Annotated in this window: 18 protein-coding genes and 1 riboswitch; of the genes, 5 read left to right on the top strand and 13 right to left on the bottom strand. The window is 47.1% G+C overall.

Going from position 1 to position 24,585, the window contains the following annotated elements; all coding sequences use genetic code 11:
- Positions 1 to 6: 6 nt before the first annotated feature.
- Entirely contained in the window at positions 7 to 1,260 is a 1,254-nt protein-coding gene (gene glp / locus AEA42_RS09600) for a gephyrin-like molybdotransferase Glp (RefSeq protein WP_037416354.1), read from the bottom strand.
- Positions 1,261 to 1,588: 328 nt separating this feature from the next.
- Between glp and ftnA the strand changes: the two genes are divergently transcribed.
- Entirely contained in the window at positions 1,589 to 2,125 is a 537-nt protein-coding gene (ftnA, locus tag AEA42_RS09595) for a non-heme ferritin (RefSeq protein ID WP_037416358.1), read from the top strand.
- A gap of 76 nt (positions 2,126 to 2,201) precedes the next feature.
- Here ftnA and AEA42_RS09590 read toward each other — a convergent pair whose 3' ends face one another.
- Positions 2,202 to 5,435: an EAL domain-containing protein gene (locus AEA42_RS09590; RefSeq protein WP_055647605.1), complete on the bottom strand. Its 3,234-nt coding sequence runs from the start codon at positions 5,433 to 5,435 to the stop codon at positions 2,202 to 2,204.
- Positions 5,436 to 5,790: 355 nt separating this feature from the next.
- Entirely contained in the window at positions 5,791 to 6,444 is a 654-nt protein-coding gene (gene ribB, locus AEA42_RS09585) for a 3,4-dihydroxy-2-butanone-4-phosphate synthase (RefSeq protein ID WP_055647604.1), read from the bottom strand.
- Between the two features lie 195 nt (positions 6,445 to 6,639).
- Positions 6,640 to 6,871: riboswitch (FMN riboswitch) on the bottom strand.
- Positions 6,872 to 7,111: 240 nt separating this feature from the next.
- On the opposite strand from ribB, the gene AEA42_RS09580 reads away from it, so the two are divergent.
- Both AEA42_RS09580 and AEA42_RS21795 read left to right on the top strand, forming a co-directional pair.
- Positions 7,112 to 9,247 carry an oligopeptidase B gene (locus AEA42_RS09580; protein ID WP_055647603.1) on the top strand — a complete coding sequence of 712 codons (2,136 nt, stop codon included), beginning with the start codon at positions 7,112 to 7,114 and terminating at the stop codon, positions 9,245 to 9,247.
- Positions 9,248 to 9,257: 10 nt separating this feature from the next.
- A complete protein-coding gene (locus tag AEA42_RS21795) occupies positions 9,258 to 9,716 on the top strand; it encodes a GIY-YIG nuclease family protein (protein ID WP_082389635.1) in 459 nt (152 codons plus the stop codon).
- A 326-nt stretch (positions 9,717 to 10,042) separates the two neighbouring features.
- On the opposite strand, the gene AEA42_RS09570 is transcribed toward AEA42_RS21795, so the two are convergent.
- From AEA42_RS09570 to AEA42_RS09555, 4 genes are all read right to left on the bottom strand, one after another.
- On the bottom strand, positions 10,043 to 10,582 hold the full coding sequence (locus AEA42_RS09570; RefSeq protein ID WP_055647602.1) for a hypothetical protein: 540 nt from the start codon (positions 10,580 to 10,582) through the stop codon (positions 10,043 to 10,045).
- Entirely contained in the window at positions 10,582 to 11,136 is a 555-nt protein-coding gene (locus tag AEA42_RS09565) for a hypothetical protein (protein ID WP_055647601.1), read from the bottom strand. Before AEA42_RS09565 ends, AEA42_RS09570 begins: the two co-directional genes overlap by 1 nt.
- A gap of 3 nt (positions 11,137 to 11,139) precedes the next feature.
- Positions 11,140 to 11,832, bottom strand: coding sequence for a hypothetical protein (locus tag AEA42_RS09560; protein WP_055647600.1), 693 nt, complete (start codon positions 11,830 to 11,832; stop codon positions 11,140 to 11,142).
- Between the two features lie 754 nt (positions 11,833 to 12,586).
- Positions 12,587 to 13,363 carry a hypothetical protein gene (locus tag AEA42_RS09555; RefSeq protein WP_055647599.1) on the bottom strand — a complete coding sequence of 259 codons (777 nt, stop codon included), beginning with the start codon at positions 13,361 to 13,363 and terminating at the stop codon, positions 12,587 to 12,589.
- 270 nt (positions 13,364 to 13,633) lie between these two features.
- Here AEA42_RS09555 and AEA42_RS09550 point away from each other — a divergent pair, with 270 nt between their 5' ends.
- Complete coding sequence (locus AEA42_RS09550) at positions 13,634 to 14,401, top strand: class I SAM-dependent methyltransferase (RefSeq protein WP_055647598.1); 768 nt, start codon at positions 13,634 to 13,636, stop codon at positions 14,399 to 14,401.
- A 24-nt stretch (positions 14,402 to 14,425) separates the two neighbouring features.
- Here AEA42_RS09550 and AEA42_RS09545 read toward each other — a convergent pair whose 3' ends face one another.
- From AEA42_RS09545 to AEA42_RS09535, 3 genes are all read right to left on the bottom strand, one after another.
- Positions 14,426 to 16,417: a M14 family metallopeptidase gene (locus AEA42_RS09545; protein ID WP_055647597.1), complete on the bottom strand. Its 1,992-nt coding sequence runs from the start codon at positions 16,415 to 16,417 to the stop codon at positions 14,426 to 14,428.
- Between the two features lie 131 nt (positions 16,418 to 16,548).
- On the bottom strand, positions 16,549 to 17,667 hold the full coding sequence (locus AEA42_RS09540) for an FUSC family protein (RefSeq protein ID WP_055647596.1): 1,119 nt from the start codon (positions 17,665 to 17,667) through the stop codon (positions 16,549 to 16,551).
- 256 nt (positions 17,668 to 17,923) lie between these two features.
- Positions 17,924 to 19,162: a dicarboxylate/amino acid:cation symporter gene (locus AEA42_RS09535; protein ID WP_055647595.1), complete on the bottom strand. Its 1,239-nt coding sequence runs from the start codon at positions 19,160 to 19,162 to the stop codon at positions 17,924 to 17,926.
- Between the two features lie 470 nt (positions 19,163 to 19,632).
- Here AEA42_RS09535 and AEA42_RS09530 point away from each other — a divergent pair, with 470 nt between their 5' ends.
- The gene (locus tag AEA42_RS09530) at positions 19,633 to 19,989 is read left to right on the top strand and encodes a hypothetical protein (RefSeq protein WP_055647594.1); all 357 of its coding nucleotides are present in this window, start codon (positions 19,633 to 19,635) and stop codon (positions 19,987 to 19,989) included.
- 165 nt (positions 19,990 to 20,154) lie between these two features.
- Here AEA42_RS09530 and AEA42_RS09525 read toward each other — a convergent pair whose 3' ends face one another.
- From AEA42_RS09525 to hslO, 3 genes are all read right to left on the bottom strand, one after another.
- Positions 20,155 to 21,714: an AbgT family transporter gene (locus tag AEA42_RS09525; RefSeq protein WP_055647593.1), complete on the bottom strand. Its 1,560-nt coding sequence runs from the start codon at positions 21,712 to 21,714 to the stop codon at positions 20,155 to 20,157.
- 247 nt (positions 21,715 to 21,961) lie between these two features.
- Positions 21,962 to 23,503 carry a phosphoenolpyruvate carboxykinase gene (locus AEA42_RS09520; RefSeq protein ID WP_037416403.1) on the bottom strand — a complete coding sequence of 514 codons (1,542 nt, stop codon included), beginning with the start codon at positions 23,501 to 23,503 and terminating at the stop codon, positions 21,962 to 21,964.
- A 199-nt stretch (positions 23,504 to 23,702) separates the two neighbouring features.
- Positions 23,703 to 24,563, bottom strand: a complete 861-nt coding sequence (hslO, locus tag AEA42_RS09515) for an Hsp33 family molecular chaperone HslO (protein WP_037416407.1) — start codon at positions 24,561 to 24,563, stop codon at positions 23,703 to 23,705.
- Between the last annotated feature and the right edge of the window lie 22 nt (positions 24,564 to 24,585).

Below are 24,585 nucleotides of genomic sequence, written 5' to 3'. Positions count from 1 at the left end.
AAGACCTTAGCAAAGCACGCTGTTAAAGGGTTCAACCATGACTTTTGTGCCCGCTGGCGAGTCACCTTGGAACTGTTCTAACAACACAAAGCAGTTAGCCAAACTCATAGAGGTCAACATACCCGACCCTTGACTGCCTGTAATGGCGACTTCCAGCTCGCCCTGTGCATTGCGGGATAAAATACCGCGCTGATACTCAACGCGGCCGGGCTGTTTACGCACTGGTGTCGTCAGGGTAGCCGATAACATCAGTGGCGCTTTTGGGGTTAAGCCCTGCATCTTGTTTAGAATTGGCCACACCAGCTTGTAGAAGGTCACCATAGAGGACACAGGATTACCCGGTAAACCACAGAATACTGCTTTGCCTATGCGTCCCATGGCGAAGGGTTTACCTGGTTTGATGGCGAGTTTCCAGAAGGTGATTTTGCCTTCTTCATCAAGGATCTGCTTAGTAAAATCTGCCTCACCGACGGATACGCCGCCCGAGGTTAAGACCATATCCGCTTGGCTTGCGGCATGGCGAAATGCATGGCGAATCGCCTCTGGATCGTCAGCGACAACCCCTAAATCCAGCCATTCCACATTGGCACGGCTGAGTAACCCTTGGATTGAATAGCGGTTGGAGTCGTAAATTTGCCCTGGCGCTAAGTCGCTGCCCACGGGGCGCAGCTCATCCCCTGTGGAGAAAAACGCGACCTTGAGTTGGCGGTAAACCCGCACCTGACTCACGCCAATGGTGGCTAATACGCCGAGCTCGGCGGCTTTAATTTCGATGCCCGCTTTCAGCACTTTGGTGCCTTGCAACAGCTCTTCACCGCGGCAACGCACATTGGCGCCCTTAGCCTTAGGGTGATTGATTTGGATTTGATTGCCCTGTGCTTGGGTCTCTTCCTGCATTTGCACTGTGTCATAACCCGCAGGCACTGGCGCGCCCGTCATAATGCGCACGCAGGAGTTAGGGGTTATTTCACCCTCAAAGCCATGGCCTGCGAAGGAGCTACCAATCAGTGTTAATGTGGTGTGCTCGGTTTGACTGTTTAAATCGGCAAAGCGAAAAGCGTAGCCATCCATTGATGAGTTATCAAAGGGGGGTAAATCGATACACGAGGCCAAATCCTCTGCTAACACGCGGCCAAGCGCGTGGGGAAGTGTAACGACTTCGGTGTCTGACACTGGGCTAACCTGCTCAAGCAGAAGGGGAATGGCTTGATCTGGATGCATTAAGCTAGGTTGCGAACAAGGATCGGCTTTCACGGACATCGGGTCTTCCTTATGGGCAAAGGGTTGGAGCAAATATGGGGGCTATTATGCCACGCTGCGCTTGCTTGGCTATGATCTGCATAGGAGTTTATGTGATTTGTTAGGTAGTTTTCCTTAAGTGTTGCCTAAGGTTTACTCTTTTTATACTTGAGTTTGCAGTACCGTTCGTGCGGTACTAAACGCGATTCTATGAACAAATGAAAATCATTTTTATCAATGAATCATTAACTTAGCTAAGTCAACAAAGGTAAATTTTGTTGCTTTTGCTGCCGCCCTTCATGACAATGTGAGCCGATGATTTAAGTGCGAATGCCCAAGAGGATTAACTATGCTGTCTGCAACCATGATCGAAAAGTTGAATGAACAAATTAATATGGAGTTTTTCTCCTCTAATTTATACCTGCAAATGAGTGCATGGTGTGAAGATCAAGGCTTTGAAGGCGCCGCAAAATTTATGCGCGAACATGCAGATGAAGAAATGGGCCATATGCGCCGTTTGTTCACCTATGTGAGTGAAACCGGTGGTTTACCTCTATTGGGCGCCATTGCAGCACCTCAGTCACAGTTCGATTCTCTGCTGGCGTTATTCGAGCTGACCTATGAGCATGAACAGTTAATTACTCGTCAGATTAACGCGTTAGCCCACACTGCATTTTCGAATCAAGATTATTCAACCTTCAATTTTCTGCAATGGTATGTGGCTGAACAGCATGAAGAAGAAAAGCTGTTTAAGTCGATTGTCGATAAGATCCGTTTAGTGGGTGAAGATGGCAAAGCGCTGTTCTTTATTGATAAAGATCTTGCCAAATTAGCCTCAAAGGGCGGCGAAAGTATTATGAATGCCCAAAGCCAACCGCAGGCTTAAGCGCAACATTTTTGCCCATAAAAAAGCAGCCTAGGCTGTTTTTTTATGGGCAAAAATCAGGATTTTCGTTAACCTATCAAGCGTTTACGCACTTTTCGCGCGGTTCTTGCCGCTGTAATAATGCCGGTAGTGTTTGGCTTAGCAGCGGCGTAATGGCTGCAAATGGCAGGGGCTTAGAGATCAAATAGCCTTGGGCGTAGTGGCAACCTAAATCACGCAGTAGATTCCATTGGGCTTCGGTTTCAATCCCTTCGGCCACGAGTTCCATTTCAAGGCTTTGTCCCATCATCACGATGGCTTTCACTAAATTGGTATTTGAGCTATTGCTCAGGGCATTTTCCACAAAGCTGCGATCGATTTTTATCACAGAGATAGGGAATTTCTTCAAATAACTCAAGGATGAATAGCCAGTACCAAAATCGTCGATATAAATCTGCGAGCCTAAATAACGGATGGATTCTAGGGTGGTTAAGCAGTGGCTAGCATCGCCCATCAGCATGCTTTCGGTGATCTCAATATGCACGTTTCTTGGGTTGATATGGTGGCGGTTAAAGCATTCTTGCAGCACTTGATCAAATCCTAAACCTCGAGCATTTACACATTGGCGGCTTGAAACATTGATAGCCACGTTAAGGTGTAAGCCAAGTTGTTGCCATTGTCTGAGGTCGTGCATCGCTTGGTTGAGCACCCATTCCCCCATAGGTTCGATAAGTCCTGTCTCTTCAGCGATGCCAATAAACTGGTCAGGAGGGATTAAGCCTAAATCCGGATCTTGCCAGCGGATCAGCGCTTCAACACTGCAGACTTTACCTGTTTTCATCTCCACAATCGGTTGATAGTGCAGCGTAAACTCATTCTGTGCCACGGCACGGCGTAGCCGCTGTTCAAGCTCCATACGGGCAAACATGGCTTGGTTCATTCCCGAGGTGAAGTATTTGAAGTTATTGCGGCCGGCGTCTTTTGCCTGATACATGGCCATTTCGGTGTTGCGGGTCAGCGAGCTGACATCTAGCCCATCTTCTGGGTAAACCCCAATCCCAAAGCTGGCGGAAATTTGAATTTCCCGTTCATTCAAGCTAAAAGGCGTCGACAGGGTTTCGATGATATGGCTTGCCATATGCTCGATCGCAAATTCATTGGTGACACGGGGAAGGATAAGCACAAATTCGTCCCCGCCGATGCGGGCGACAAAGTCGGTTTTACCAGCAATATTTTCCAGTCGCTTGGCCACATCTTGTAATAATAAGTCGCCTGTGGCGTGGCCTTGTACGTCATTAATATATTTAAATTGGTCTAAATCAATCAGCAGAATCGCCAGTTTACGGGAGTCATGTTGGGCGAGCTGGATTTCATGCTGCAGCCGCTCATTAAAGAGTTTGCGATTCGGTAATCCGGTGAGCGTATCGAAATGTGCCTGATACCACAGATCCTGTTCATATTGCTTACGTTTACTGATATCCATAAACAAACCAATATGTTGGATGATTTCACCCCGTTCATTACGCACCACTGTAATCGCAAGATACTCGGGATACACTTGGCCATCTTTGCGCTTATTCCAGATTTCGCCTTCCCATTTGCCGTTTTTTTCTAATGCTTCCCACATCGCGGTATAGAAATGGCTTGGATGGCGTTTCGAGCTTAAAATTGAAGGGCTTCGGCCTTTCACCTCTTCTAAGCTATAGCCTGTGATCTGGCTAAAGGCGGGGTTAACTAATTCGATATGGTTATCGGCATCCGTCACCATAATGCCTTCGGCCGAATAGTTAAAGACCGCCGCGGCCCGATTAAGCGCTTGATTCGCTTTCTGGCGCTCGCTCAGCATACGGTTCATCGCCCGAGACATCCGCGCAAGTTCATCTGAGCCTGACACATCAATATGAATATTCAACTCAGGGTCGGTGGCCATTCGCTGCATATCATTAGCAATTTGGGTGATTTTATCCATAAAGCTACGAATGATTTTCCGCCCTAGCCACAGGGTGATGGTGGCGGTAAATAAGGCGGAGAGCAGATAAATACCTAATAGGGTTAGCGCATGCTGTTGTTGTTCATTACTCTGGCGAGCCATGGTACGCGTGATTTCATTACTGAGCGCGTTCAGCTTATTGATTCTATCTGTGGTTAATGTCCACCAGTGTTTGCTGCTCACTGGGTGGGGAGGCATTAATAATTTATCAATGGCGCTAGTGAGATCGGTATTGTTGATGTGGGCAAGGGCGGTGATTTCAGCGAGCGATAGTTTTTGATCTTTTAATTGTAAGATCTTGGACATGCAGAATTGATACTGGTTGATACTCTCTTCGATAATCTGTACTGCAGGCGCAAGTGAAGGCAGGTTGATTGTTTCGCGGTTGAGTTCTGCGAGTTTTTGCTGAATCGTGGCTAAGGATTGATTGAACTTCTCAAGTGATATCAGGCTACCCGTTAATAAGTAATCTTGAAAACTATCGATTAACCCATCGTAACCCAGATTGGCGTTGATGCTTTGTACTAACGTGCTGATATGGATCTGTTGCTCTATTTGTTGACTGATTTTAAGTATTCGCAAGCTTTCCGGTGAGGCTTGTATCTGGCGGATGAGGGAATGTCTGTCAGATATTGAGGCATTGCTGGCATGGGAGATGGTTTGGCCATATTCATACATAATGGTATTGATGGCTTTGTAGTCATTAATGCTGAGGCTTTCTGACAACAACATACGATTGATGGCGCTGCGTTCTTTTACTGCCAACTCTTGCACCATCAGTAGATTCAGTAAATCTGCGTAGGCTCTTGATTGATTAATATCATTGGTGAGTAATTGCAGTTGTTGGATTAACTGCATTAATTCAGAATTAAATTGTTGATATAAATCGATAAATGCAGATGGGTGTTGATCGAGCGCTTCTTGGCGGCTCGATGCCAATTTATGACTTAGCAGCGTTAAACTCGTCAGTTTTTCCTGTAACTGGGTCGATGCCAGTTGGCCACTTAACGCAGTATTCAACGCAAGCAAAGCCGGACTTTTAAGCAGTGCTTCTAGTGCATCAGAGGTCAGTTGTTGCTGTTGCAATAGACGTGTTTCATCTTGAGGCGTAGTGGCTGGGAGTAATTGGGTACTTAATCCATATTCGTTATGAAGTTGATAGAGTAATTCATTGATTTTTGAAGTAGTTTGTATTGCCAAATGGTTTTGAGTGGCAAAGCGATACTCTTTCACAAGTACATACATTCGCGACAGCACAAAAATACTCATCATCAGCAAAGGTAGCAGCGAAAACAGAATCAGTTTCTGTTTCAAGCTGAGATGCTGTAGCGTGGATGGCATACAAACTTACTCCTCAATTGGCCTGATTTGAAACATAAAAAATCAAGGAATTTCCTTGATGGGGTGAAAGCGGAAGGTCAGGCACTGGGTGCGAATATTTAACATACAAGTCTGTCGCTCGCGACCCTTGGTTTATGGATATCTAATCTAGCTCACGAAATTCAGCTATTTATTATATACACTTAAGATTATATTTTTATTGATGAAATTTTCTCCTAGCAGATAAATTGTTTTGCTGTCTGTGATATCTAGCGTGATTTGATGCTTAACCAAAGTGTTTTATCGAAGTTAAATAAAAAAGGACGCGGGCCTTCGCACGCGTCCTTTAAATTGCATCCTGTTTATGGGGCCAAATTTAGCCTACATTGGCTAATAACGACTTACGGTAAACCACGATATCTTCAATCGTCAGTACAGGCATTTTATGCGCTGCACCAAAGGCGATAATCTCAGGCAGACGCGCCATAGTACCGTCGGGGTTAGTGACTTCACATAACACGCCTGCGGGCTTGAGTCCGGCCAGTTGCATTAAATCAATAGTGCCTTCGGTGTGGCCACGACGAGTTAACACGCCGCCCGGTTGAGCGCGCAGCGGATACACATGGCCTGGGCGAGCCAAATCGCTTGGCTTAGCATTGTCGGCGATGGCGGTTTTAATGGTGGTGACACGGTCAGCGGCCGAAACCCCAGTGGTTACGCCCACTTTGGCCTCGATACTCACGGTAAACGCGGTGCCATATTGGCTCGAGTTGTTTTCGACCATAGGTGGTAGCTCAAGGGCTTTGACTTTTTCATCCGGTAAACACAAACACACAATACCGCTGCATTCGCGAATAAGCATGGCCATTTGCGCATTGGTCAGTGACTCGGCGGCAAAAATTAAGTCGCCTTCGTTTTCTCTATCTTCGTCATCGACCACCAACACACCTTGGCCTTGGCGCAGGGCATTAAGACCCGCTTCAACGCGTTCGATAGCAGTACCAAAAGGAGCAAGTAAAGACTGATTCATGGTTAATATCCTTCAAAAATACGACATGGGAATATCCAGAATCAGGGCGTGCAGAAATACAGCCATTACCCTAAAGGGGATTGTGCTGTAGCAATCGACCCGCTTTAAGCGCAGGCTTAAAAACGTGATTGCAAAATATGAGGCTAACAGCAGGGATACTTAGCTCAAGTTAATGCCAATTATCCAAGTGTTGTCTTACATTCTCTTCCATCCGGACTCAGTACTGTTGCTTGCGGCAAACAGTCCATTACCGTCGGCTCTGGAATAGTAGCGCTCGATAGGCATTAACCATGGCGAGACAAGCTAGGACACCAGATCTGCTGACCCCGAATTGCGTTCGGGCGCTCGCGGGCTTTAGTGTGGGGAAATTTTATTCACCTCACTATTTACCGCCGGTGGGGAGTTTCACCCCGCCCTGAGAATTGTTGTTAGGCTTTAGCCTAAAAACGCGGTTATGTTGCGCCTAATTATTGGTGATGGCAACAACATCGCGCCTGAAATTGGGCAATGTTTGCGCAAGCGCACAATGCCTTGTGATCCTTAAGCAAGCGCAATCTTTAGGAAACTCGCAACTTGAGCTAGCTTGGGTATATCATATCCGGCACATCAACTTATTGGCTTGCCGTCGTGCCCCACGATGGTGTTTGAACGTCACAAGGACGTATACATGCGCACTCTGCTGCTTACTTTAGGTCTTGCTATGTTATTACCCGGTTGCTCCACTCCAAAAGGGCAAGTCTCTGCGCCCGTTGCGGAAAAAATCCCCCATGTGATGACCTTGCACGGCGTCACACGCACCGATGACTACTATTGGATGCGCGACGATAAACGCCAAGATCCCAAAGTATTGGCGCACCTTAAGGCTGAGAATCGTTATACCCAAGCTTACTTTAAGCCGCTTAAGTCATTGCAAGACGGGTTGTTTAACGAGCTGACTGGGCGCTTAGTGGCCGATGAGTCGAGTGTGCCGTACCAATGGCACCAGCATAGCTATTACCGCCGCTACCAAGAGGGCAGCGAATATCCGCTGATCGCCCGCAAAGGCAGTGACGGGGTTGAGCAAATGATGCTCGATGTGAATGAACGCGCCAAGGGCCATGAGTTTTATGGTTTAGGTGGCGTTAGCGTCAGCCCAGATGAAACCATGTTGGCCTTCGGTGAAGATGTGTTAAGCCGCCGCGTGTATAACATCTACTTTAAAGATATTGAATCCGGCGCCATGATCACCGATGTGCTTGAAAACACAGAGGGTCGTATCGTTTGGGGCAATGATAATCGCCATGTGTTTTATATCGCCAAAGATCTGCAAACCCTGCTGGGCTATCGCGTGTATCGCCACGAACTCGGCACGCCACAATCGAGAGATGTGTTGGTGTATGAGGAGCAAGACGATGCTTATTACATCTCTCTCGGCAAGAGTTTAGATGAGTCGCAAATCGTGCTGTTCCACGAGAGCACCACAACCAGCGAAGTGTCAGTGCTGGATGCAAACGATCCTTTAAGCCTGTTCAAACCTGTACTGGCGCGGGAAGAAGGCCATGAATACAGTGTCTCTAAGCTGGGTGACAGTTATTACATTCTCACCAATTGGCAGGCGACTAACTTCCGTTTGATGAAAGTGGCGATTAAGGATGCCGCCGATAAATCCAAATGGCAGGAAGTGGTTGCTCACAATCCCAATGCGCGGCTTGAAGATGAGCTGGTGCTGAAGGATTACCTGATTATTCAAACCCGTGAAAATGGCCTGACACGGATTAAAGTGATGCCATTCAATGGCCAAAAGCCCTTTGAGCTGAGTTTCGATGAACCCGCCTATGTGCTGGGTTTAGATGTTAACGCCCAGCAAGATAGCGATAAGTTGCGGGTTTTCTACTCCAGTCTGACCACGCCCGAGGCGATTTATGAGTACCACCTAAGCAATCCCGATAGACGCGATCTGCTTAAGCAGGAACAAGTACTCGGCGGCTTCGATGCCAGCCAATATCGCGCCGAACGTTTATTTGTCACCGCCCGCGATGGCGCTAAGGTGCCAGTGTCCTTGGTGTATCGTAAGGATAAGTTCAAGAAAGACGGCACCAACCCTCTGTACCAATATGGTTATGGTTCCTATGGTTATACTGTTGAGCCTGACTTTTCTTCATCGGTGATCAGTCTGCTCGATCGCGGTTTTGTGTATGCCATCGCCCATGTGCGCGGCAGCGAAATGTTAGGCCGCCCTTGGTACGATGCGGGCAAATTACTGAATAAAAAGAATACCTTTAATGACTTTATTGATGTCACCAGCGCCTTAACCGAACAAGGTTATGGCGATAAAAATAAAGTGGTGGCCTCGGGCGGCAGTGCTGGTGGGCTGCTAATGGGCGCGATTGCCAATATGGCGCCTGAAAAGTACTTTGCCATTGCAGCACACGTGCCCTTTGTGGATGTGGTGACGACTATGCTCGATGAGTCGATTCCGCTCACCACCAATGAGTACGATGAATGGGGTAATCCAAACGACAAGACCTATTTCGACTATATGCTCAGCTACTCGCCCTATGACAATGTTGCCGACCATGAGTATCCCCACCTATTGGTGACCACAGGTTTGCATGATTCACAGGTGCAGTATTTTGAACCCGCTAAATGGGTAGCAAAACTGCGTGAAGTGCAAAATAAATGGTACAAACCGGACGATAAGGTGTTGTTATTCCACGTTGATATGGATGCAGGACACGGTGGTAAGAGTGGTCGTTACCGCCAGTACCAAGATACAGCGCAGGAATATGCCTTCTTCTTAAGTCTGCTAGGCATGACCAAGTAGGCGCCAACGGGTGACCGATTTAGTGATTGAAGCCGCTATTTCAACTCCTTCGGCTAGCCCCCAAAAAGGGGCTAGCCAAGCGCAAGCTGTTAACCAAGCTCCGCTTTCTAGCAAGCCAGAAGCGCTAGGTGCTGAGCAAGCTGTGACTTCGGAGCAAGGCGCAACATCAGAGATTGAACAAGCATCAACGTGGTATCTGTATCTTATCCGCTGCGCCAATGGCCACTTATACACCGGCATCACCACAGATGTCGCACGCCGCTTTGACGAACATCAATCAAGCAGCCCCAAGGCAGCAAAGTACCTGCGTGGTAAAGGGCCATTAACTTTGATGTATCAAGAAGTCGTCGGCAGTCACGGGGATGCGCTAAGGCGTGAAATCGCAGTTAAAAAGTTAAGCCGCGCTCAGAAGTTGGCGTTGATTGAATCTGTCGAGCATAGCTCCCTAGAGCCGTACTCACATCCTTGATGTACTTGTAAAATGATTAAGCACTATCATTTCAGTGACACGCAGCAAGTACGTCCTTGTATGCTCGACCGTGACATCCATGTCACGGACGGTCACTTCCATGTCAGTGCTTAATCCCGTTAACCTCGGAGTATTTTTTGCCCTACCTGCCCCAATTCTGTTGTTTCACCGCAGAATTTAACCGTGGGTTTCTTGATAAATTTGTCTATGCGTCCAGATGATGTGGTATGAGATATAGTATACGGTAGTCAAATATAATTTTGACTGGAGCAAAGCAGAACCCAATTTATATTAATCACTTAAGGTAGTGGGCGAAGAATATGATACTACTTTTTATCGTTCATTCTTTTTATCTTTTCTGTTACTGCTTCTTGCCATTTAGGTTTAAGTTGTTCTAAATGAAAGGTATCTTCTTTCATTGACCATGTGGCAACAAGTTCTATAACTTCTGATTTCAAAAATTTTTTACGCTTATTAGTATCTTTAGCCTGATTCACAATATGATGAGCCATAATACCTAGCTTGCTGTGATCAAGATTAACTAAATCTTTATGTCTGTCATTAATACGTGAAAATTTAGTATTTGCAAGCTTGGACTCAATTTCGAGTCCACTTTCAGCTAGCCAATTTTCTTCTAACCAAAGTACATCTATAGTCGCTGGCTCATCCATTGAAATAGCCAAAGCAACGATGAGATCTTTTACCTCATCATCATCAAAGTTTGTAGTGGCAGATTGCCAAACTGAAAGTGTATTTCCTTTTGTTCTTGTGCAGCCTGTAATGGCGTCTGCTTCATAATTTTCATGGTTGTTTTCGAGATTATTTTGCCATTTGCTAAGGGAGAATTTTCGTAATAAATATGCCATCACAAAGTCTCTAAGTACCTGATTACATTTTGTTTATATTCTTCTAGCCACAGTATGTTTAAGGGCTTCATTTCTTTTAATAAAGCTATGTGCCCAGGTTGCTCCCAAGATTCAACTGCTCTAATAGTTGCTTCATTGACCAATCCACTGGCATGACAGTAACCAGCAAAAATCAAGGTGTCTGCACGATCCTCTAACCACTCATAACGAATTGAAGATGCAATACTTATAAATGTGAACATTGCGTGTTCACCATGTGAGTAAATATTTAACCAAGCTTTCTGAAAGCTATCCTTGAGAACTTGAGGATCTTGGTAGTATAAGTTTTCAATATATAACTGAGATTTACTTGTTTGTCCTTCTATGTATTCATCATCTAGTACAAAATCAACAATAAGCTCAGCACATTGGTTAACTTTTGCATCGCGAACTTGGCTAATACCTAATGTTGAACTTGAGGACGTAATTATTGGTTTTGAGGTACTACTTGATAGTAGCTCCATTAGATTCATTATCTGGGTGCTTCTAGAACGTAAATTTGCGTTGATGGCCATAATTTACTCTGTATATCTTTTCAGTTGTTTAGATAATGCTAAGTTATTCTCATGTAACTCTTTAAAAACCACATGAGCTTGCTCTAGGCTAAAGCGGAGTTTTGTGTTGTGTTGTACAGTGTTGCTATCTAGGTCAAAAATAACACAATCCATTGGCTCTGCTAGACTAGGCGCTTGTCCCATTATTTCGCATCTACGAATTGAACTTATACTATTTATAGTTTCACCACATTTAGGAAGTGTTCGTCTTTCTACTATACGGTTATCCCACTCAAAGGGTTGCGCTTTATGATGAGTAAAAAGTTGTCTATAAAGGCAGCTATAAGTATCCTCCTCAGCCTTGAAAATTCTGCTATTTAGTATCGACAGTCGGTTTCCTTTTTTCTCAGGGAATACTGATGCGAGAGCTTCGAAAATTCCAAGAGATTTGCCCATAAACTCATGTTGAGATCCAACTGTTCCTATAATCACAATTTCATTTCTAGGAAATTCAACGTGCAAAGACTGGTCAGGACTTACCATCATTGGGATTAGTTTTCGTTCTCCAGTGATCGCGTTTATTTCTTGCCCCATATTAGGAATCAAATTGAATTTACCAATAGAATTCATTAATGCTGTCACAATTGGTGGACTTGCTGTGACATCTTGGTTATCAGTAAAGAAGTGAGCTTGATGAATTTCTTGCACAAGATTCATAATAAGACCTAAATCAAAAGTTTATCTGTCATCGACATACAGAATTTACAGTAAAATTAGTTGAAATGTTAGGTTAGTTGCTCAAAAAATCATAAAAAGTAATGTTATCAAAGCAGTAAAGTTTATCGAGACACCCACTGTTAAATTTTCTTACAGGAATGATAGGACTGGAAAAACTCTTTCAGAATTAACAGTTTGCCCAGATGGTCCAGAAGTTCATCTCCCCTGCGAAGTTGCTGAAGGGCGTTGAAGAAAATAGCGTGACGCAGACAGGATGTCTGCGTAGCTTTCGGGGGGAAGGGATGCCCCATCGGAAGCGTTAGCTATTTTCGAATAAGCACGAAGCCAGTAATTAATGCATGTAACTTCGCTAGGGGCGTCTTGGCTGCTTGTGAAAACATTAGCAAGGAGGATAGGACGAGCAGTCCTCCTTGGTCGGGTGTGGGGTTAAGCCCCACGACTTTGACTTTTTTAAACATATCAACAAACAAAATAAAGCCTTATTTATATACTCATTGCTAAATTTTGCTCCGAAAAACAAATAGGTAAAACGTTACCAAAGGCTTACCTGAATTGAGCCTGAGAAAGTCTCAGACACAAAAAAGATGCCACTACAAGGGGTTAGTGGCATAAAGTGCATAAGAATGTCCATGGAACGGTAACGCAAAAGGGGTGGGTAGAAGACTGACATTTGGTTGGGTACTGCAACATCAGTCTCTACGCCGGGAAGTTGGTTGATATTGGTCTAACGGGCTTAGTGTTTGCTTACTGGGCCATCGATTTTATCGAAGCTCACATCCCCTGAACCTGCCGAGAGAATAGTTAAGCCCTTAGTGTTCACCACATTGATATTGCCTGAGCCATCGTTAATGGTGACTGTGCTTTGCACATTGGCGACGTTGATTTCGCCTGAGCCGTCATCGATGGTGATGCTGCCTTTAATATCATTGACTTGGATGCCGCCAGAGCCATCGACAATCGCTAGGTTGCCGTTGACTTGGCTGACTTCAATCGCGCCAGAACCATCGTCGATGCTGACATTATTGCCACCATGGATTGCCAGTTCGCCCGAGCCATCCTTGACCTTGATATCCGCGGTCATCTTGTTGATCAAAATCGCACCCGAACCATCGTCTATGTCCAGCGCTAATCCGGCGGGGACTTGTAACTTAAGGTCGATATAGGGTGAGTAATTGTTAAAGCTGCTATGGGATTCAAAGTCGGCCTTAAGCTTGGCTTTGTTGGCCTTTTTCTCAAGGGTGAGAATGACTTTGCTATCGTCATTGCTATAGATATCAGCGACTAACTTAATTTGGGTTAGGCCTTCGACACCGATGATTTCAAGGCTGCCCGCACCTGTTTCGGCAACGAGCTCCTGTAAGTCTTGAGCATCGAGGCTGAGTTCACGTTGCTGGTGGTCTAAATCCGGCATGCCAGCGGCGTTCACATTGATAATGCAGCCAGTGAGTGACACGCCAACCGTAAAGAGGGCGACAAATCCGAGGGTGAATATAAAAGGGCGTAGTGACATTTTCTTCTTCCTTGTTATCGACACTCGACGACCGACTGAGTGCTGAGCTATTAGCGATAAGCTTGATATCAGTCGAGATTGCACATCCTATGCCAATTTTAAAATGTATTAATAATCATACGGATAAGTTAAATGTGTCCGCTTGGGCGCAGGCGGACATGTCCGCTGAATAAGTGATTTTTCCCAAAGAGTGGTGAAATTACTCACTTATTCAGTTAGCGTGTGTCCAACATTCCAGCTTGATAAAAAGCGTAACCAGAAAGGATTCATATGGATTACTTAACGACCAATAAAACCGCCTGGGATGCCCGCACTCGGGTGCATTTAACCTCTGATTTTTATGATGTTGAAGGCTTTTTGAGTGGCAACACATCCTTAACGGAAATCGAGCAGAGTGAGCTTGCGGTGACGGGCAAAAGTCTACTGCATCTGCAATGTCATTTTGGTTTAGATACGCTGTCGTGGGCGCGAATGGGCGCAAAAGTGATTGGGGTTGATTTATCCGAGGTGGCGATTACTGAGGCGCGCAAGTTGGCGCAGCAGACGCAGTTGTCTGGCGAGTTTATTTGTAGTGATGTCTACAGCGTAGCGGGCAAGGTTGAGCCGCAAGATATTGTTTTTACCTCCTATGGTGCCATTGTGTGGCTACCGGATTTAACACTGTGGGCGCAGACCATTGCGGCGTGTTTAAAGCCCGGCGGACAGTTTTACATGGCCGAGTTTCATCCGGCGCAGCAGCTATTCGATGGCTATAGCTATTTTAATCGCGGAGAGCCAGATATTGAGCAGGAAGGGACTTATACTGAGAATGCCGGTGATGAGCAGCACACCTTAATGTGCTGGTCGCATAGCTTGTCTGAGGTGATCAATGCCTTATTGCAGGCGGGTTTGGAGTTAGCGTTCTTCCACGAATTTGCGTTTAGCCCCTATAACTGTTTTGCAGGGCTAGAGGCTCAAGCCGATGGCCGTTATGTACTAAAACACCAAGGGCAACAGGTACCCTTGGTATATAGCATTAGCGCGCGTAAGCCTGCTTAATCCTTGCCGTTTTTAACTGCGGGATTAACGGCTACGGTAGACTGGATACTTAAGATATTGATTATCGTAGTAAGGGCTGCGTTCATAGAACCAGCGTAAGCGTGCCTCGGGATCGGCGGCAAACTCTGGGTTTTCCAGCGCTTTGTTAAATTCCGCCTGTAGCTTTGGATCTTCCTTAAGCATCTTAGCGGCCAGCGGCTCTACTGCGTAGTCCTCAATGTATTCGGTACGGGTAAAGATAGGGTTAAAGAAGCCCCATTGCAGTAACGAGTCCGGTGATTGTGGCTCAAGCAGTAAAATCGCCAGATCGCCTAAGGGTTGATCTGTGCTGATTTTCACTGTGCCCGCGGGCAAGGTGGTGGTCAGTTTCGCCAGTGTCGAGTCGGCCTTCACTGTGAGTCGCCCCTCGAACGCCTTGGTATTAAACACCGGATTGCTCAGGCTATATTGCTGCAATTTAAGCTCAGTCGGTTTGCTTAAACGTGTCATCCTAATGCCGTGTAGATTCAAGCGGTCGATCACTTGTGTCCACTGGGCGGGAATATAGTAAGCACTCGGGCGAGTGACTTTGATATCCGGCACGCTTTCGGCCATCACTGGTAAATTCGGGTACAGTTTAGGCTCGCCTGTCCAACGCACTACCTCGGTGCCGCTAATCGGACTTTTCTCAAGAGTGTAGTCGATGCCTTTAAAATCCCAGCCTTTAGCCAGTGGCGCTGATTTCCACGTTAACGTGATCAGTGGCGAGGCGCGGTATTTATCCTCTTGAATCGCACTCTTTAACTTGGTCGCTTGGTCGCCCACGGTTTTAAGGGTTTGCTCAAGCATTACATAGGTGCCAAGTACGCGCTGCTTAAAGGGTTTTAAGCTGTGGTTCTCAATCAAAATAGTCGGCAGATGGCGGGCATCACCATAACCATTAGAGAAGCGTGGGCTCGGGTTCCACAGTGACATGCCTTTAGTGATATCGGTATTGTCGATGGCGAAAATCAATGGACCAGGGATATGACCTTGGGCGGTTAAGGCCGCTTCTACCGCTGGGCGATAGCTATTTTCGAGCCAGCGGAAACTGGCGGGACTCAAGCCTTGGGCAAGGTTGTAGCCGAAGGTGATGTCGTATTGGTAATCGATGCCGTCGGTGACATGCACATCGATATACAGATCCGGTTGCCACACATTGATTGCCCGCAGCATATTCTGCATTTCTAAGGTGTCGGCCTTGGCATAGTCACGGTTCAGGTTGAGATTATTGGCATTGGTGCGCCAGCCCATATTCACCGGGCCACGTTGGTTAACGCGATTAAATTCGCCGCTGCGTTCATGGGCATCCACACTAAACATCGGTACAAACAACAGGTTGGCTTTTTCGAGTAGCTCGCTTTTGTCACCTTTGACTATATCCCGCAGTAGCATCATGCCCGCGTCTTTACCGTCGATTTCACCGGCATGGATACCGGCTTGCACCAGAATCGTCGGCTTAGTGTTTTGCTTTAGGCGTGCCGATTCGTTAATGCCTTCACTGCTGGCGACATAAATCCAAATGTCGCGGCCTTGAGGGCTCTGACCTAGGCTGACTTTTTGCAATTTGGTGGTTTCGGCCGCCAATCGGTCGAGCCATGCGATGGTGTCGTCATAGCTTGGGCTTTCGGTGCCGTTGCTTTGCTCGAAGGGCGTCGCCCATTCGTTATCGGCGCTGAGTAACAGAGCTTCGCTGCCACCATGCCAAGTAATACTCGGCGGGAGAATGGCATCATTGACAAAGGTATTAGCGCGAGTTGGTGTCGCTGCGACTTCGGGAGCGGTTTCTGTCGCGCTCAAAGCGCTGTTGCTAGCACTGGTTTCAACCGCGTCGGTTTTAGCGGCCTCAGTGCTGGCAACTTCAGCGTTGGCAGCTCCAGAATTAGTCACTTCGGGTTGTGCGACTTCGGTATTCGCGGCAACGGCTAACTGGGCTGTGAATAATGAGCCCGCCGATAAGCAGGCAATGGCGATAACGGAAGGGGAAAACAAGCGCATGAAAACAGTCCACACATCGAATTTTTATTAGGGCGGTATCTTTTCATTAAGCCCCTACAAGTGCAAGGGCTGCCAAGGGTTTATCTTGGTCTGAGGGAGTGGTTTTTCGCTGCTATTCCCGTGGTGACGGCCTATGCGCGCTTGGTAGTTTTATGTAACACGGTTTGTCCGCGATAGGCGACTTCGATAATCTCGATATCGGCGTAGAGCGCTTCGACGGCGATGGCGAGTTGATAGATAAGCCAGCCGTATCCCGTGAGGGCAAATCCCTGTGCGACTTCATTCGCCAAAGGGGGCGAATTCGGTGCCGAGCTGGCCAAGCTAAGTTGTAATCTGTGTTGCAACTCTTGCTCTAGGGCGGTGGGCAGCGTCGGTAAAGCCGCGGTTTTACCCGCAACAAATTCACTAAGGCGTTGCAGATAAGCCGTAAGCTCGGCGGCGACTTTGTTGATTTGGTGGTAAGCCTCTTTGTCGGCCTCCTGCCAGCGGCTCAAAGGTAATAATTCGAGCAGGGTGATCAGCCGCACCTGTTTATTGATTAATTCCGCCAGCAGCACTTTATGTTTTTTTAGGGTTTGGCTTTCCCACTCGAGGGAGAAAAACAGTTTCTTCTGAGTTAATACCGCCTTCATCGCCGCTTCGAGTTCGGCGCGAAAATCTAAATCATGGTTGGCGGGGGCCTGTAAATGTTGGGTCAGCACCTTGGCCATATTATCGATGGCATTGGCGAGCTGACTACGCCAGTCCTGCTTGGCTTTAATCGGGAAGATAAACAGCGACACCAGAATTGCGATAACACAACCCAGCAGAATATTTGCCGTGCGCCATAGCGCCTCAGAGGTATCATGATTAGCATCGCCCACCACGATAATAATGGTGAATCCTGCCACCAGATAGGCATAACTGTAGCGTCCCGCCGAGATAAAACAAATCAGCGTCACCCCTAAAATTAACAGCCCCATAATTACCCAATAGCTGTCGAGTGTGGCCACTAACATCACGCCATAAGCCGAGCCTAAACAAGTGCCTACCGCCCGTTGCAGTGACTTTTCAATCGCACCACCCACCTGTGGCAGACTCATCATAATGATCACAATCGTCACCATGCTCCAAATAAAATGCGGCGGTGACCAAATGGCATTAATGGTGACGGCAATCAGCAGGGCGAGGCCGAGTTTGAGGGCGTGAATGGCGCGGAAATGGCGATATATAAAGTCGGCAAAAGGGCTTGCAGGGGCAAAGACGGACATAATGCAACACTCCTTTGGACTGATGGTAGCCAAGCCATTATCGCAGAAAGGCACTTCGCCCGTGTGGCTTGGCTGATAAAGAAATGCAAATTGCGAGGCGGCGCTGTTTGAGCTTAGTCCAAGGCACCGCCAAGATCACATTAAAGCTAGGTAATTGATATTAAATCAGTAAGATAGCATGCGGTCTGTACAAGGCTCAGTCATAAAAAAGGCTTGAATAAGCAAGCCTATTCAAGCCTTAGGATGCGCGTGCGTGCTAACTCGGTTCTTGAGTCGGTTGCTCCGCAGTGTACTTATCCATAATCACGGCACAGGCGGCGTCACCTGTGATGTTAAGCGCGGTGCGGATCATGTCAAACACTCGGTCGAGGGCGAATAACAGCGGTAAACCATCAATGGGAATACCCGCAGCCAATAGCACTGCGACCACTAAAAATGACGGACCTGGCACACCCGCTTGGCCAATGGCGCCTAAGGTGGAGGTAAAGATAATCGCAGCATAGGCGGTCATTGAGAGGTCAATGTTGTACATTTGCGCGAAAAACATCGCGACCAGACCATAATAAATCGCATTGCCGCTCATATTGATAGTGGCACCTAAGGGCAGCACAAAGGCGGTGGTTGCCTTAGAGACCTTAAGATCTTCTTCGCAGGTTTCCATATTTACTGGCAGCGTTGCCATTGATGACGCGGTAGACAGTGCCATCACCTGCGGCTTTTTCATCGCCGAAATAAATTGGCGTGCCGAGACCTTAGAAAACAGTTGCACCACTATGGGGAAGAACACAAAACCATAGAGCAGAATCGCGGCCACAAACACGGCAAACAGCTTAAATACGACTTCTAAGGCATCAAAACCAAAAGTGCCGACGGAATCGGCCATCAAACCAAACACACCGATAGGGGCAATCACCATCACGCAGTTGATCATCCACACAAAGGCGTCGACGACGGTATTTAACGCCGCCATGATGGGCTTAGCGCCATCACCTTTGACCTTCGTCAGTGCGATACCAAAGAAAATACTAAATACCAGTATTTGAAGGATATTTCCGCCGTTTAGCGATTCGAACACGTTGGTTGGGATCATGCCGATAAAGGTGTCGATCACTCCGGGGAGTGCGCCATGTTCGGCGGTCACTTCCATCAAGCCACTGCCACTGTGGGCGGTAAAGTCAACACCTGCGCCGGGTGTAAACATCTTACCCATCACTAATGCCAAAGCGACGGCAAGGCCTGAGGTGACAATAAAGAAGCCAAAAGTGCCCACACCAATCTTACCTGCCGAGGGGCTATCACCTAAGCTGGCGGCACCGCTGATGATAGAAACCAGTACCAGTGGGATCACTAGCATTTTGATTAAATGGATAAAAATGGTACCAAGCGGTGCGAAGATACTCGCACTTTCACCCATCATAAAACCCACCAGTGCGCCAATAATCATGGCGATAACCACTTGAACACCAATGTTGCCTAATAAACTCTTGCTCTTCATTCTTGCGAAACTCCCCGGTTGCCGCAGCATTTTGTGTCTTAAGACTCGTTATCTATTTACAGGTCAGCCTTTGCTTTTAGCGTAAAAAGCTAAGCCCCGACAGGTTTTTTGGGCGCCTAAGGTATCACAGTTGCTGTAACGGGTTTTGTGAAACATCATCAACCTTGGTATGAAAATAACCAAAACCTAAATAACATAACCTATAAATAAAGAATGTTTAAAAATTATCATATTAAAATGGTTTTTATTTAATTTAGACTTGTTTTTTGTCCATCGAATTGATGAATTGTGATTTAGGCTTTGATGGGCGCAGATATCCTCTCGTATTCTTGGCACCGGTTGAGTCGCGATAATTCCCATCTTTTACTTGTATGAATCTTGAGAGTGGTGAATAGCCAAATAGCCTCCATGACTATTCAACTCTTTGACTTACTCGGTTTTCCCTATGACAACACCATTTCGAGGACATTATGAATATCACTTCATTCTTTGGTAAACCTGAGTCGTTACAGTGCTGGATAAGAAAATGCATCGAACAACCGGGACTAAGTTATTGGCTGGTCTATCAAGATCTTGATCAAGGTGAATCCCTTCAACTGACAACATTGTTGTTCCCGATAGTGGCTGATACTAGGGATCTATCGGATGCCGAAATCGATGCCTTTGAGGATGGCTTAGGCCGGAGTGACTATGGTTATCTGCTAAATACGGATCAAATCGAGGATGTCATTGCTAATCTTAAGCTGCAAAAAGCTCAGCCCAGTGAACAGGAACTGCTTGAAGCTATTATCTTTTACTATGAGCGAGATGCGTTTATCGATATTTAAGTATTTGTATTTATATGTTTTTAATCAGATAAAATGCCGACGTTTTACGTCGGCATCGGCGTTTAAAGCGAGGTGGTAAGTGGTGCAGTGTTTAGTGGTTATTGAGGATCGAGTGCCCTGTTTATTATAAATTCAATGTTGCTAGCACTCGATACTCTTTTCGCCCTAAGGCATTGCTGGGAAAGTGAATGAGCTACCGATACCTAATGGCAGACCTAATGCCCAATATGCCAATAAGAAACCGCTCCAAAGCAGGAGAAAACTGATTGAAAACGGCAGCATCAGCGCCACTAGGGTGCCAATACCTGACTCCTTAACGTATTTTTGGCAAAACACCACTATCAGCGGAAAGTAAGGCATCAGCGGGGTAATGATATTGGTCGACGAGTCGCCTACGCGGTAAGCGGCTTGAGTCAAATCGGGCGATACGCCCAGCTCCATTAACATGGGCACCATAATGGCACCAATCAACGCCCATTTAGCCGACGCCGAGCCGACTAATAGATTGACGAACGCGGTGAGAAACACAATCCCCACCAAAGTCACCCCCATCGGAAGGGCCAATTCCTTTAACGCCAACGCGCCTTTAATGGCCATTAATGCGCCTAAATTGGATTGGCCAAAGGCATAAATAAACTGAGCACAGAAAAAGGCCATGACGATGTAATAACCCATACCGCTCATGGATTTACTCATGCCCTGAATAATCGCTCTGTGGTTGTTTGCCGTGCCAGCGGCATAGCCATAGACAATGCCGGGGATAAGGAAGAACACAAAAATAATCGCCACAATGGAGCGCATTAATGGTGCGGAGGCACTGGTTAAGGCGCCGTCAGTAGCGCGCCAAGCAGAGTTGTCACCATAGGCGGTGAATACTAATCCTAATGCACACAATAACATGGATAGCATCGCAAATCTGAGTCCGCGGCGCTCATGGGGTTGCAGCTCATCAAGTGTGGGGAGTGTTGCTGGATCGCCATTTACCGCAGTGTTTTTTAGGCGCGGTTCGATGATCTTATCGGTAATAAACCAGCCAACTAAGATAATTAACACGGCTGAAGCTGACGTAAAGAAAATATTATTCAGTGGGTTAATTGTTAATGTTGCGGCAGCTGGGTCGGCCGATAATCTTGCGGCCGCCTGAGTTAAGCCCGCTAACATAGGATCAAGACTCGATGGCACGCCCACTGTTGCAGAAAAACCACCGGATACGCCAGCAAAAGCGGCGGCAATACCGGCTAGGGGATGACGACCCGCAGCATAGAAGATCACCGCGCCCAGTGGGATAACGAGTACATAACCTGCGTCAACCGCGACATGGCTCAGGATACCCACTGCGATCAGTACCGGAGTGAGTAAAATCTTGGGTGTCACGGATAAAATTGAGCGCAGCCCCGCATTAATAAAGCCTGTATGTTCTGCAACACCTAAGCCAAGCATTGCAACCAGCACGACACCGAGCGGCGGAAAAGTCACAAAGGTTGATACGAGTGTTGAGGTAAAGGCGGTTAATGCACCGCCTTCGAGCATATTGACGACTTGAATCGGGTTACCCGTTCGGGGATCGATTTCATCAAAACTGACGCCCGATAACCCCCAAGAGATCAGCCAGACCAAGCCTAGAAATAGTGCAAATAATACTGCGGGGTCGGGGAGTTTATTCCCTACTGTTTCGACAGTATTGAGAAATCGCTGGAATCCTGTGGCAGGTTTATGATTTTCCATTTGGGTGCCGCTTCCTAAAAATGATGATTGTTATTGGTGATTATAAAAACGCAGCATTAATTTAAGCTTGGTTTAACTAATCGATAAGAAATAAAACACATAAAAATCTAACGCAGCGACGTTAGTGCGGGTGGGTTTTAGTTACAAAATTAACCGACAAATAAAAAGCGCGGGTTCATCACTGAATCCGCGCTTTTTTACTCAACAATGTGTTTGATTACATTATCTAAATGAATCCGCTACGCGTTTATGCCTTTGGGCCAGCGTTACGGATGGCGTCTGACACTTGATACTTCGCGAAGTTCTTAGTGAAGGCTTCGGCCAGTTTTTGGGCGTATTCGGCGTACAGTGCTTTATCGCTCCAAGTGTTCACTGGGTTGAGTAGATTGCTGTCGACACCGCTAACCGCTACAGGCACCGCGAGGTTTAAGGTATCTAAATGAACGGTTTCAACGTTTTTCAGCTCGCCGCTGACAATCGCATCGACAATGGCGCGGGTGGTTGGGATGTCGAAACGTTTACCAATACCGTGTGGGCCGCCAGTCCAGCCAGTGTTAACTAGGTATACTTGGCTACCGAATGATTCGATACGCTTCATCAGCAGCTCAGCATACACGCCCGCAGGACGTGGGAAGAACGGCGCGCCGAAGCAGGTAGAGAAGGTTGACTGAATCGCAGAGGTTGAGCCGATTTCAGTCGAACCGACTTTCGCGGTGTAACCAGAGAGGAAGTGGTAAGCCGCTTGCTCTTTGCTCAGGATAGAAACCGGTGGCAACACGCCAGACACGTCGCAGGTTAAAAACACCACTGCGTGCGGCTCGGCGCCACGGTTGTCTTCTTTACGCTGGGCGATATGCTCGAGCGGGTAAGCCGCACGGGTGTTTTCCGTCAGGCTGCTGTCTTTGTAGTTAGGTACGCGGTGTTCGTCCATTACCACGTTTTCCAGCACAGTACCGAAACGAATCGCATCCCAAATCACAGGCTCGTTCTTTTGGCTCAGGTCGATACATTTGGCGTAGCAGCCGCCTTCGATGTTGAATACGCCGCCCGGTGCCCAGCCGTGCTCATCGTCACCGATCAGGAAGCGTTTTGGATCCGCAGACAGGGTGGTTTTACCCGTACCCGACAGACCGAAGAATAGGGTGGTGTCGCCGTCTTTACCTACGTTTGCCGAGCAGTGCATTGGCAATACGCCTTGGGCTGGCAACAGGAAGTTTTGTACAGAGAACATCGACTTCTTCATTTCGCCAGCGTATTTCAGGCCCGCTAGCAACACTTTGCGCTCGGCAAAGTTTAAGATCACCGCTGCATCTGAATTGGTACCATCACGCTCAGGAACACAGACGAAGTCTGGTGCGTTGATGATTTGCCATACAGGCTTGTCTTGACGGTTAAATTCTTCTGGGATGATAAAAAGGTTGCGGGCGAACAGTTGGTGCCAAGCGTATTGAGTCGTCACGCGCACTGGCTGGTAATGTTCTGGGTCTGCACCGACTTCGAGGTCAGATACAAACAACTCTTTATCGGCGAGGAATGCTTCTACACGCGCCCATAATCCTTCAAAAGCACCGGGTTCAAATGCTTGGTTGACGGGTCCCCATTCGATATCAGCCGCTGAACTAGGTTCTTTAACAATAAAACGATCGCCAGGAGAGCGACCTGTGCGTGTACCAGTTTTGGCAACCAGCGCACCATTGGCGGTTAATTCACCTTCGCCGCGGAGCAGGGCAAATTCGACCAGTTGTGCTGTTGAGGGGTTGTAATGAACGCGGTTTAATCCATCCGCCATAGTGAGGTCTCCATTGACTTGTATTTGTAAGGTTATTTTTTATCGATCGTCTGCCGATTTTGCTTTTATTTATCGCCCGAGGCGTGCTAGGGGACAAAGTGTGCCGATTGTATCCTATCCGTAGCTAAAGTGTGAGCTGGATCATTGAGGTGGTACAAAAAAGGGCACCCAAGGTGCCCTTTTGACAGTAAGTAAAAACTTACTGCTGGGTATTTGAAGTGGTGCCATTGGCATAGATTGCTGCAACATCAATAGCATCGAATACGTATTTCGCATTGCAGTATTCACAACCCATTTCGACCTTACCGTCTTCCGCCAGAATGGCTTCGACTTCGGCTTGATCGATGGTTTTAATCGCCGCCGCGCTGCGCTCGCGTGAACAAGTGCATTTAAAGCTGACTTCGATAGGATCGAACAGACGTACTTCTTCTTGATGATACAAGCGGTGTAATACGTCCTGCGCTTCTAGGGTGAATAACTCTTCCGCCTTGATGGTCGCTGTCAGCTGACATAAATGCTCGAAGTCGGCATTATGATCTTCTTGGCTTGGTAATATTTGCAGGAACATGCCAGCAGCTTGTTTACCGTCGGCAAATAACCACATTGCTGTGGGTAATTGCTCTGACTGGTTAAAGTAGTCTTCGACACAGGCGGCTAAGGTGGGTTTATCAAGGGCGACCACGCCTTGATAGCGTTCGCCTTCGTCCGGTGTGAGGGTGATAACCATATAACCTTGGCCAAACAGATCGGCTAGGCTGGCATCGTCGGCTAACTCGCCATCCCAGCGTGCGATACCGCGTAATTGCTGCTGGTTATTGCCATTGATCACCGCCAGCGATACTGGGCCATTCCCTTGCAACTGCACGCTAATATCACCGCTAAATTTTAGGGTGGCGGTTAATAAAGAGGTCGCCGCTAGCAACTCGCCGAGCAGGGTTTGCAGCACAGGAGGATAGGCATGTGAGCCTATTACCTGCTGATAGCTATCTTGCAATTGCACCAGTTCACCACGCACATCGGCATTATCGAATAGGTAGCGGTGTAAAATATCTTGGGTCATTTTGTATCTCACTATTAGGTAA

This window comes from Shewanella sp. Sh95 (genome assembly GCF_001308045.1).
Lineage (GTDB): Bacteria > Pseudomonadota > Gammaproteobacteria > Enterobacterales > Shewanellaceae > Shewanella > Shewanella xiamenensis.
The sequence above is the reverse complement of the archived record's forward strand: the minus strand, read 5'-3'. Positions and strand labels throughout refer to the sequence as shown.